The sequence below is a fragment of the Adlercreutzia sp. genome (assembly GCF_056795635.1).
The window spans coordinates 1-11,168 of the sequence record NZ_JBQIIT010000037.1 but is presented as its reverse complement, the minus strand read 5'-3'; the positions used below and the strand labels follow the sequence as shown (position 1 = coordinate 11,168).

7 protein-coding genes are annotated in these 11,168 nt (G+C 67.2%); 5 read left to right on the top strand and 2 right to left on the bottom strand.

What is annotated here, in order from left to right; translation table 11 throughout:
- From ACTOXK_RS11520 to ACTOXK_RS11500, 5 genes are all read left to right on the top strand, one after another.
- Positions 1–501: His/Gly/Thr/Pro-type tRNA ligase C-terminal domain-containing protein (locus ACTOXK_RS11520; RefSeq protein WP_482279951.1), on the top strand; the 501-nt coding region annotated here is incomplete at its 5' end.
- 91 nt (positions 502–592) lie between these two features.
- Positions 593–955 (top strand): YhdT family protein, encoded by a 363-nt coding sequence (locus ACTOXK_RS11515; protein ID WP_482278659.1) that lies wholly within the window; start codon positions 593–595, stop codon positions 953–955.
- Positions 948–2,537, top strand: coding sequence for a sodium/pantothenate symporter (panF, locus tag ACTOXK_RS11510; RefSeq protein WP_482278658.1), 1,590 nt, complete (start codon positions 948–950; stop codon positions 2,535–2,537). The genes ACTOXK_RS11515 and panF overlap by 8 nt, the downstream gene beginning before the upstream one ends.
- Positions 2,538–2,679: 142 nt before the next feature.
- Entirely contained in the window at positions 2,680–2,805 is a 126-nt protein-coding gene (locus ACTOXK_RS11505; protein ID WP_482278657.1) for a hypothetical protein, read from the top strand.
- A 122-nt stretch (positions 2,806–2,927) separates the two neighbouring features.
- Positions 2,928–7,409 carry a hypothetical protein gene (locus ACTOXK_RS11500; protein ID WP_482279950.1) on the top strand — a complete coding sequence of 1,494 codons (4,482 nt, stop codon included), beginning with the start codon at positions 2,928–2,930 and terminating at the stop codon, positions 7,407–7,409.
- 159 nt (positions 7,410–7,568) lie between these two features.
- Here ACTOXK_RS11500 and ACTOXK_RS11495 read toward each other — a convergent pair whose 3' ends face one another.
- Both ACTOXK_RS11495 and ACTOXK_RS11490 read right to left on the bottom strand, forming a co-directional pair.
- Positions 7,569–8,537 (bottom strand): virulence RhuM family protein/type II toxin-antitoxin system death-on-curing family toxin, encoded by a 969-nt coding sequence (locus ACTOXK_RS11495; protein WP_482278655.1) that lies wholly within the window; start codon positions 8,535–8,537, stop codon positions 7,569–7,571.
- A gap of 273 nt (positions 8,538–8,810) precedes the next feature.
- Positions 8,811–11,168, bottom strand: a 2,358-nt coding sequence (locus ACTOXK_RS11490) for a valine--tRNA ligase (RefSeq protein ID WP_482279949.1), incomplete at its 5' end; no start/stop codon positions are given.

Sequence of the window (11,168 nt, the reverse complement as noted above, 5' to 3'; positions counted from 1 at the left end):
ATCAAGGTGAAGGACGCCATCGGGCGCACCTGGCAGTGCTCCACGGTGCAGATCGACTTCAACATGCCCATGCGCTTCGGGCTGACCTACCGCACCGAGGAGAACACCGAGGAGACCCCCTGGATGCTGCACCGCGCCATCTTCGGCTCCATCGAGCGCTTCTTGGGCATCCTCATCGAGCACTACGCCGGGGCCCTGCCCCTGTGGCTCGCCCCGGTGCAGGTGGCCGTCATCCCCATCGCCGACCGCCATAAGGAGGCGGCGGCCGAGTTCGTCGGCGAGCTGAAGGCCGTCGGCGGTCGCGTGGACTTCATGGACGCCAACGAGCCCATGAAGGTGAAGATCGCCAAGGCCCAGAGCCAGAAGATCCCCTACATGGTGGTCTTGGGCGACAAGGAAGTGGAAGAGCGCGTCGTGTCCGTGCGCGATCGGGCCGAGGGCGACCTGGGCCAGTGGGATCGTCAGAAGTTCATCGATCTCATCCGGGACGCCGCCCTGTAGTCGCTCGCCAGATTCCCGCCCTTTGAGCGGGCGCAGCCAAGGCACCGGGGCTACACTGGCCTCGGTGCCTTTTTTCAAGGAGAGGAGCCCCATGGGCAAGAGGAAGTTCACGACCTACGCCGCGAAGATGCGGCAGGCCAACCGGGAGGCCCTGGCCACCGTGGCCGCCCTGGTCATCATCGCGGTTACCTGGCTGTCCTGGGGCATCGGCCTCGCCGACAGCGACATCGAGCTCTTCTCCACGCCGATCTGGATCATCGGGGGCTGCGTGGGCACCTGGCTCATGGCGGTGCTCGCCGCCCTCGTGCTCGTCTGCGGCGTCTTCGCGAACTTCAGCCTCGACGACGATACCCCCGCAGACGGCGCCGGCGCGGCGCCCGCAAGCGACCGGACGGCCGCCAGCCCAGCTGCGACCGTGAGCGCCGATACCGACGAGGAGGTGCGCCGTGGATAGCTTCGATTGGAACGGCCTGCTCCTCTCCCTGGGTGGCGCGATGCACGAGGCGGCCGACGGGATTGCGGCCCTCGCCGAGCCCTATCTCGCCGACGGTGCCCTGGCCGCCGCGGCGCCCCTGGCTCCCCTGGCCCTCTTCCTCTTCGTGGCCCTCATCGCCGCCATCGTGGCGCGGGTGCGCAGCCGCCGGGGCGCGGGCGACTTCGCGAACCGCTACTTCATCGGCAGCCGCGCCCTGGGCGGCTTCGTGCTGGCCATGACCACCATCGCCACCTACGGCTCGGTGAGCTCCTTTGTGGGAGGGCCCGGCCAGGCCTGGAACATCGGTTTCGGCTGGGTGTACATGGCCGTGGTCCAGGTGACGGCCCTCGTGCTGCTCTACGGCATCTTCGGCAAGAAGATGGGGCTCGTCTCGCGCAAGCTGAACGCCGTGACCGTGGTGGACGTCATCCGGGCCCGCTACGGCTCCAACGCCCTGGCGAACCTGTCGGCACTGGTCATCGCGCTGTTCTTCGTGGCCACCATGGTGGCCCAGTTCGTCGGCGGCGCCAAGCTCTTCGAGGCCGTGACCGGCTACTCCTACACCACCGGCCTGTTCCTGTTCGGTGCAGCGGCCATTCTGTTCACCGTCATTGGCGGCTTCCGCGGGGTGGCCGTGACCGATGCCCTGTGCGGCATCATGATGCTCGTCGGCATCGCCGTCCTGGCCGGGGGCATCCTGGAAGCGGGCGGCGGCTACGAGGCCATCATGCAGTCCATCGCCGCCAACGAGCCCCAGATGCTCGAGCCCTTCGCGGCCGGCGCCATGCCGCCGTCCCTCTACCTGACCCAGTGGCTCCTCGTGGGCGTGTTCACCTTCGTGCTGCCCCAGTCCGTCGTGCGCACCATGGGCTACCGCGACACCCGGGCCCTGCACTCCGCCATGATCTGGGGCACCGTCATCATCGGCGCCATGATGATCGGTGTGACGGCCCTGGGCGTGCTCACGGCCGGCGTGCTCACCGAGGACATCGCCGCCTACGGCGGCACCGTGGACGACATCATTCCCGCGGCCATCGTGGGCACCCTGCCGCCCGTGGTAGCCGGTATCGCCATCGTGGGGCCCGTGGCCGCCTCCATCTCCACGGTGTCGTCGCTGCTCATCTCCTCGGCCTCGGCCATCGTCAAGGACGTGTGCTTGTCCGCCTGCGAGCGGCGCGGCATCGTCCCCAAGGACGGGAAGGTGGCCTTCTGGAGCCAGCTCATCACCCTGGGCCTGGGGGCGGTCGTGCTCGCCCTGGCCATCGTGCCCCCCGACGTGATCTGGAAGATCAACATGTTCGCCTTCGGCGGTTTGGAGACGGCCTTCTTCTTCGTGCTCGTCTGCGGCCTGTTCTGGAAGCGGGCCAACGCCGCCGGCGCCCTGTGGTCGCTCGTAGGCGGCACGGCGACCTACTGCACCACCATGGCCCTGGGCTTCAAGGTAGCCGACCTGCACCAGATCGTCATCGGCATCGCCGTGGCCGGCCTGCTCATGCTGCTCGGCAGCCTCATCGGCAAGCAGCGCGCGAACGCCCGCATGGATGTGTTCTTCCCCGAATAGGCTGCGGGGAAGGCGGCCGATCCGCGAGCTTCCCCGCCCTTGGTGCGGCTCGCGGGCCGTTGCTGGGGGTTTGGCTTGCGCGAGCCCCGGGAGAGGGGTATATTGGTGTCTATTCTTTGCCTTTGAGAGAAGGAGACTCACCATGAAACAGAAGCGACGGGGATCGCTTCTGCGCCTCGGCCTGGCAGCGGCCCTTGCCTGCGGGATGGTGCCCGCGACGGCCCTCGCCGCACCGGAGAGCCCGAGCACGGAGACCCCCCCCCGATAGCCTTTTCTGAGCCGACGAGCGATGCCCCCGCGGGCTCCTCGCGCTCGCGCACTCCCCTCGACGACATCAACACCGGCAGTCCCCTGCCGCGCCCCTCGTCGGTCGTGGAATTCGGGGGCCTGGTGTTCTGGGGCATCGACGGCGACACCCCCGGGCCCGAGGACTTCTCCTACGACAGCGCGGCCAATCAGGTGACCGTGCGCACGGACAAGCACCTCGTCGTGCAGAACAAGGACCAGACTCCCTACGCCGCAGGCGACACCATCCCCCAGGGCTTCGACGTAGGCTACGCCAAGACCTGCGCCACGAGCATTCTCATCCCCAGCGGCACCCATGCGCGCCTGGTGCTCGACGGCGTCTCCATCTCCACTCCCAGCAGCGGGCAGCGCCCCGCCATTGATGTCGTCCCCGGGGCCTCGCTCCACCTCGTACTCGCCGACGGAACGCGCAACGGCCTCTTCGCCGGCTTCATCGGCGCCGCGGGCCTGCGGTGCACGACGGGAGGCACTCTCGTCATCGACGACGCGGTGCCGAACAGCGGCATTGTGCCCAAGGACGGCAAGGTGAGCGTCGATGCGGTACTCGACGACGGGAAGACCCGCGTGAAGCAGGGCGACCCCCTCAGCATCCTAGCCAGCGACAACCCGGGAATCCTGAACGTGGCGTCGGCCATGGGCGGCAAGAGCAACTTCACCGACGGAGCCTGCATCGGCGGCAATCGCCGCGAGGCGGGCGGTGCCATCACCATCGAGGGCGGCATCATCACCGCGAAGAAGCCCGTCGTCTACGATGCGGGCGGCGCGGCCGGCATCGGCGGCGGCCAGCACGGCGACGGCACCGCCATCAACGAGTGGATCACCATCAACGGCGGCCATATCGAGACCCAGGGCGGCCACCATGCGGCCGGCATCGGCGGCGGCGTGCGCAACGAGCTCGTGGGAACGCACTGCGGCAATATCCGCATCAACGGCGGCTACGTGAAGGCCACGGGCGGGGGCTGCTCGGGAGGGTTCGGCCAGGGCTGCTGCAACATCGTGCGGGCCGACGGCTACCAGATCATCCTTACCGGCGGCACGCTCATCCCCTCGGGCGGCACCTGCGACATGGGACAGCACGGCGCCAAGGTCGTCATCACCGGCGGTTCCATCGGCAACGGCGGCGATGTGGCCGACTTCAAGTTCCGCGGCGGCGACGGCACCGAAGCCTACAACGGCGCAGGCGAGCCCATCGAGATGATCCAGGTGGACCTCACCTCGGACGTGGGCGAGAACACCTACGAGCTCAGCGACTGGCAGCTCCTCGTGGACGGAGAGCCCTTCGACTACGGCGCTCCGGCCGAGTTCGACAAAGGGCACCTCTACCTCTGGCTTCCCCAGACGGTGAAGCAGAACAGCGAGGTCACCGTCAACTTCACCTACCTCGACACCGACAAGCTGGACGAGAACGGCAACCCCACCCCCGTAACCCCGCTGCCGCTGTTCCGACCGCCCGACAGCCAGATGCCCCCGGACGCGCCCGACGACGGAAAGCTGCGCCGCTACGCCGACTTCACCCTGGAAGACGACTACCTGGCGTCCCTGAACAAGTACTACGACGGCAAGGGCGCGCCCCTCTTCACGCTGCCCCTGCGCACCCCCGACGGCCGCGACCTCACCCAAGCGGACGCCATCAAGTTCAAGTACCAGCGCCTCGACGACGCCGGCAACCCCGTTGGAACCGAGACGGACAACGGCGCCGACGTGGGCCGTATGCGCTTCACGGCCATCTCCACCCAGTACTCCAAGGACACCGCCAACAACTTCTCCGAAAGCTACTGGGGCCACCGCGCGGTCGGCGACTTCACCATCTCCCCCATCGCCTCCATCGTGCGCGACGTGAAGGCCGAGTGGGTAGACGACAAGAAGCCCGGGCTCGTGCCCCACCCCTCCGACCAGGTCCTCCGCGTCGAGGCCATCATCGACCGAGCCCCCACCGTGGACGGCGACCCCAATTCCGAGAAGACCAAGGGCACGTGCCAGGCACCCCGCGGGCGCGTGCAGATCTACGTCGATGGCGAGCCTGTCGGCGCTCCCGAGCCGCTCGTGTTCGCCGGCGATCCCGACGAGGACGGCAAACCAATCCCCGTCGGCGATCCGCGCGTGAACGCCACCGCCGAGGACAACGGAGCCGGGGGCACCCACACCCGCTTCTCCCTCGCCCGGGCCGCCTCCACCTCCGACTTCCTCGTGCCCACCCAGGGCCAGGAGGGGCGTCACGAGATATCCCTCCAGTTCCTTCCGCCCTCCGAGGGTCAGGCGGCGGCCGGCGTTCCCGCGAACTACCTCGAGAGCGCCGATCCCACCGAGGATCCCGCGGTGCCCCGGGCCGAGGTGGCCATCGACCCCATCGATCCCAACCCCACCGCGACCCTGTCGCCCGATCCGGGCGCCGACCCCGGCGAGCCGCAGCCGTCCCTCGACATCGACTACGCGCACCCCACGCCCGACAAGCCGGGCGCCGACCCAGCCAAGCCCGGGGACAAGACCTACCATGGCGACCTCACCCTGTACTACCAGCAGCCCGACGGAACCGAACCCCATCCCGGCCGCGTGGAAATCAAGCTGGACACCCCCTCATCGGGCCCCATCACGGTGACCACCGCGGACGGGCGCGTCGTCGAGGCCGAGATCGTCCTTGACGAATACGGGAAGCCCCTGCGCGATGACGACGGAAAGATCACCCTTGTCGTCGATCCCGTGGCCGTGGGGTCCAGCGAGCTCGTCGTCAAGCAGGAGCCCAACGGCGCCTTCACGGGAAGCACCTTCGTCATCGACGTGACCGTGAAACCGGAGCCGAAGATCGCCCCGGTCCCGGCGCTGTCGAAGAAGGCGCAGAACCTGACCCATCCGGACGGGCCCACCCAGCCGGGCGACCGCATCCGCTACACGATCACGGCGTCGAACGCGGCGGCGGGGTCGCTGTGGACCGACGCCGTGGCCACCGACCCGCTGCCCGCCTGCCTTATGCTGGACGAGGCGACGGTGCATCTCGCCAACCCCTATCTGCCCTTCGACGGCCCGCTCGCCAAAACGGCGAGTGCCCGGCCCCAGGACACGGGCAAGTTCTCGCTGTCGGCACCGGGAGCGGACGGCCGGCCCCTTCTCACGGTGCCCCTGGGAGCGGTGCCCGGCAGCGGCACGGCCACGGTCACGTTCGAGGCGGTTGTCCGCGATGGCCTCGACTTCGCAGACCCCGATGCCATCGATCTTGAGAACATCGCCTCGGCCACGGGCACGCGCCCCAGCTTGACCGACCCCGACAAGCCCATGGAAGACCCGGATCATCCCGGCGAGCCCCTTCCCGTGGATCCCGCCCCCACCAAGCCCGCCACACCGCCCGGCCCTGCCAGCGTCGTGCCCGCCGACCCCGCCATGACGCTGGAAAAGTCCGTGGAGAACATCACCGCGCCCGAGGCCAAGGTGACGCGCCAGGGTGACATTTTACGCTACACCGTGGTGCTCGAAAACACCGGCGCTGCCGACAGCTGCCTGGTCAACGCCGTCATATCCGATCCGCTGCCCGTGGGCATCGAGCCCGTGACGGGCACTCTGCGCCTCGCCGGCCCCGGGACGGATGGGAGCGGAAGCCCGCTGACCGTATCCGACGATGCCTACGACCAGGCCAGTCGCACCATCGCCGTCACGGTCGGCGATGTGTGGGGTGGCCAGCGCTGGCTCCTCACCTTCGACGCCGTCGTCGGCGCCGAGGCCGTGGGAGCGGAGAACGGCAATGTCGCCTTCGTCCACGGCACCGTGCCCTCCGTCGGCCCCGACAGCCTGCCGGGCAACCATCCGGCCGGAGAGCCCGCTGCACCGCCGAGCGGCGAGCCCGTGGGCGGCACCGATCCCGCCGAGCCCCCTATTCTCGTGGGCGACGATCCCGCCGACGGCGCGGTGTCCATCGTCAAGAAGGCCGAGAACACCACGAGCACCGACGGCAAGACCCGCGTCGGCGACGTCGTGCGCTACTGCATCGAGCTGGCCAACGACGGGCCGGCGACCAGTTGGATGGACGTCGTCGTTCGCGACGACGTGCCGCGGGGCCTGGAACCCGTGGCCGGCACCATCGCCCTCACTCTTCCGGACGGGCGCCAGATCGCCGTGGACGACGGGGCCTACAACCACGAGACCCGGCGCCTGTCCGTCGCCGCCGGCCATCTCTACGGCGGTCGGGCCATCTCCCTCGTGTTCGACGCTGTGGTAACCGCCGAGGCCGTTGGCAGCGATATCGGCAACGTGGCCGCCGCCCTGGGCATGCCGCCGAGCCGCTGGGATCCCGCCGTTCCCTTCCCCGAGCCCGGCTCTCCCTTCGACCCGGACCAGGGCTGGGACGCCTTCGACGAGAGCCGCGAGATCGTGACGAGCCCGGCCGCCTACCCGCCCGGCGTCACGGCCGCTGGAGGCGTTCTCGATGGCACGGCCGACGAGTCCACCACCATCAGGCACGGGCGCCTCGCCCAGACGGGAGATGCCCTCGCCTTTGCCGCCCTGCTGCCCCTCGGCGCCCTGCTGACCGCCGGAGCCGGCCTCCTCGCCAGTCGCCGCCGCCTGCGCCGCTTCCAGTAGGGGTTCGCTCTCCCGAGGGCCCACGCACCCCCCCCCGAACCAACCCGCAACGAGAAGGGACCCCTACAGGGATCCCTTCTCGTTAGAGCCCACCGGATCTCCCATTGAAGCAGCAGCCGGATCATCAGTGGCAATCGCCAGCCTCCTTGCGAGCTTCGCTCACTCCGAGCCGCGCCCCAATGCGAGGAAGTTCATCACGAGTGACACCATAGCCTCTTTCTCATCCGGCCGCGATTCAGCGATCATGATGGTGGTGGCCACGAGTGCATCATCGCCGACGAGCTTGCGGCCATCGTCGTACAACAGCCCGTTGCGATCGAGGAAGTACAAGAACAAGCTGGCGGCAATGCGCTTGTTGCCATCGTGGAACGAGTGGTTCTTCACGATGAAGTACAGCAGATTCGCCGCCTTCTCCTGCACCGAGGGGTACAGCTCCTGGCCGCCGAATGACTGATAGATGGCCGCGATGCTGCTATGGAACGAATCATCCTTCTCGACACCGAAGATATCGCTCTCGCCGGCAAAGCGCAAGCTGCCGATGAGATCGCGGCACTCATCGTAGTCAAGCACGTACACACCCTCGGAGCCCCGCGGACGCCCCAGGCGCTGATGGTCGTAATCATCCAGAAGATCGAGAGCCGGAGCGTAGCTTTTGACGATCTCCAGAATCTGCGCGGCACCGATCTCTTCGGGCAATCGCTCCATGACCGAGATAACCTGGGCAAGCTGGGCGAGACGCTTCTCGTTGTCGGCACGGCCCTCGATGATATAGCGGTGCAGCACATCGGTGGCCCAGCGGCGGAACTCCACGCCGCGCTGGGATTTCACCCGGTAGCCTACCGAGATGATGACATCGAGGTTGTAGTATTCGACCTGGTATGATTTTCCGTCAGCAGCAGTTGTCGCAAATTTTGCGACAACTGGTTTCTGAGAGCCATCAAGTTCTTCCTTCAGAGCGTTCGCAATATGCTTACCGATGGTCTTAACATCGCGATCGAAGAGAAGCGCCATCTGGGAGCGATTGAGCCAGATCTCATCTTCGCCCACATCGATCGCCACCTCCAGATTCACCTCCCCATCGGAGGACTCAAAAAGAACAATCTGGGATACACCGTTTGTCTCGACCATGTCCGACCCCCTTCTCGCCTAACGTCGCGGAGGTACCGCCTAAGCCGCAAGCGAATCCACGGAAGGCGCACCGCCCTACTAAACCTTGGGCCAAGCCTATCACGGAGACGGGTGGCTTTTCTATAGTCGCAGTAGTCCGATTTTTACCTTTGTTGTAATACAAGCCATTGATGAAGACGCAAGAAGAACTCACCCGAGCGGCCAAAAAAGAAGGGACCCAGGGGTCCCTTCTTGTACGTAACGCATTGATCCGTCGGCGCCGCGGCGCGACCCTTAGCCCAGTTCGGCCAGCTGGGCCTCGATGCGGGCCAGCTTGTCGGCCAGATCGGCCAGCTTGGCCTTGTCCTTCTCGACGATCTCCGGGGCGGCCTTCGCCAAAAAGCCGGGGTTTGACAGCTTCTTCTCGAACTTGGCAACGTCTTTGGCCACACCGTCGCGCTCACGAGCCAGGCGCGCCCGCTCGGCATCGAAGTCCACGTGGCCCGCCAGCACAATGTACACCTCCAGGCCGCTGCCGAGCACCACGGCGCTCTCCGCGGGCTTGGAGGTCTCCACGGCCACCTCGAACTCCTCCACGTTGGCCAGCTGACCAATGAGGTGCGCCTGGGCCAGCAGCAGGGCCGCATCGGCCTCGGCGGCCACCTTCACGGCCACGGGCAGGGCCACCTTCGGCGAAATGCCGTAGCGGGAACGGGTGGAGCGCACCGCACCCACCACCTCGCACACCATGGCGATGGAGCGCTCGGCCTCCTCGTCCACAAAGCGGGCGAGCTCGGCGGCGTTCGGCCACGGCGCCACGATGAGCATGGGGGCCGCCTCCTCGTCCTTGGGCATCTCGGCGTACACCTCTTCGGTGATGAACGGCATGATGGGATGCAGCAGGCGCAGGATCTGCCCCAGCACGAACACGAGGTTGCGCTGGCAGGCGGCGCGATCGGACCTGTCGGCCCCCTCGGCCAGACGGGCCTTGGAGAACTCGATATACCAGTCGCAGAACTCGTTCCACACGAAGCCGTACAGCTCGCGAGTGATATCGCCGAACTCGAAGTTGTCGTAGCCGTCGTCCACCGCCGCCACGATCTTCGCCAAGCGGGAGAAGATCCAGCGATCGGCCGGCGTAACCGGCTCGGGCGCGCCGGGCTCGTACCCTTCCAGGTTCATGAGCACGAACCGGCTCGCGTTCTTCACCTTGTTCGCGAAGTTGCGGGAGCTTTCCAGCTTGGCCTCGTTGAACTTCATGTCCTGGGCGCCGGTCACCTGCATGAGCAGGCCGTAGCGCATGCCGTCGGCACCGTAGTCCTCCATGAGGCGCAGCGGGTCCACGCCGTTGCCGCGGCTCTTGGACATGGGCTTGCCGTCGGCGGCCATGACCGTGGGATGGATGATGACGTCCTCGAAGGGAATGGTGTCATCGCAGCAGTACATGGAGGCCATGACCATGCGCGCCACCCACAGGCCCATGATGTCGCGGGCCGTGGAGAGCACCTGGGTCGGGTAGGCCGTGCGCATCTGGGGCGCGTCCATGCCCTCCTCGGTCCAGCCCATGGTGGCAAAGGGCCACAGCTGGCTGGAGAACCAAGTGTCCAGCACGTCGTCGTCCTGGCGCACCGGCGCCCCGCACACCGGGCAGACCTCCACCTCGTCCACCGAGGCGTCCTCCCAGCCGCAATCATCGCAGTAGAACATGGGAATGCGGTGGCCCCACCACAGCTGGCGGGAGATGCACCAGTCCTTCAGGTTCGCGAGCCAGTCCAGATACACTTGCTTCCACCGCGCCGGATGGAACTGGATGGAACCGTCCTCCACCACCCGGGCGGCGGCCTCCTTCAGGCCGTCCACGGCCACGAACCACTGCTCGGACTCCCAGGGCTCCAGCTTGGTGTGGCAGCGGTAGCAGGTCATGACGGAATGGTCGTGGTCCTCCACGTGATCGAGCAGGCCCAGCGCCTCGAAGGCGGCCACCACGGCCTCGCGGGCCTCGTCGCGGCTCAGGCCCGTAAACTCGCCGTAGCCCTCCACCACATGGGCCGTCTCGTCGAAGATGTTGATGCGCTCAAGGCCGGCGCGCTCCCCCATGGCCCAGTCGTTCGGGTCGTGGGAGGGGGTCACCTTCACGCAGCCGGTGCCGAACTCGGTGTCCACGTGCCAGTCGGCGAAGATGGGGATCTCGCGGTCCACGAGCGGCAGCTTCACCGTCTTGCCAACGAGATGCCCGAAGCGCTCGTCCTTGGGGTTCACGGCCACGCCGGTGTCGCCCAGCATGGTCTCGGGGCGCGTGGTGGCCACCACGAGGTACTCAAGGCCGTCCACGGGCTCGGTCAGGGGATAGCGCAGGTACCACAGGTGCCCCGCCTCGTCCACATACTCGGCCTCGTCGTCGGCGATGGCCGTGGTGCAGCTCGGGCACCAGTTCACGATGCGCTTGCCGCGGTAGATGAGCTTGTCGCGGTACCAGTCCACGAACAGCTTCCGCACGGCGCGCACGTAGGCCGGCTCCAGGGTGAAGTGCTCGTCATCGTAGTCGCAGGAGCAGCCCATGCCCTTGATCTGGTTCACGATGGTGGTGCCGTACTCCTCGTACCACTTGTAGCACTCCTCGATGAAGGCCTCGCGCCCGATCTCCAGGCGGCT

What these genes read in the sequence shown, in the direction of transcription:
- ACTOXK_RS11505 (WP_482278657.1), top strand. Translation starts at nt 2,680, where the DNA reads ATGAAACAGAAGCGACGGGGATCGCTTCTGCGCCTCGGCCTGGCAGCG.
- ACTOXK_RS11495 (WP_482278655.1), bottom strand. Translation starts at nt 8,537, where the DNA reads ATGGTCGAGACAAACGGTGTATCCCAGATTGTTCTTTTTGAGTCCTCC.
- ACTOXK_RS11515 (WP_482278659.1), top strand. Translation starts at nt 593, where the DNA reads ATGGGCAAGAGGAAGTTCACGACCTACGCCGCGAAGATGCGGCAGGCC.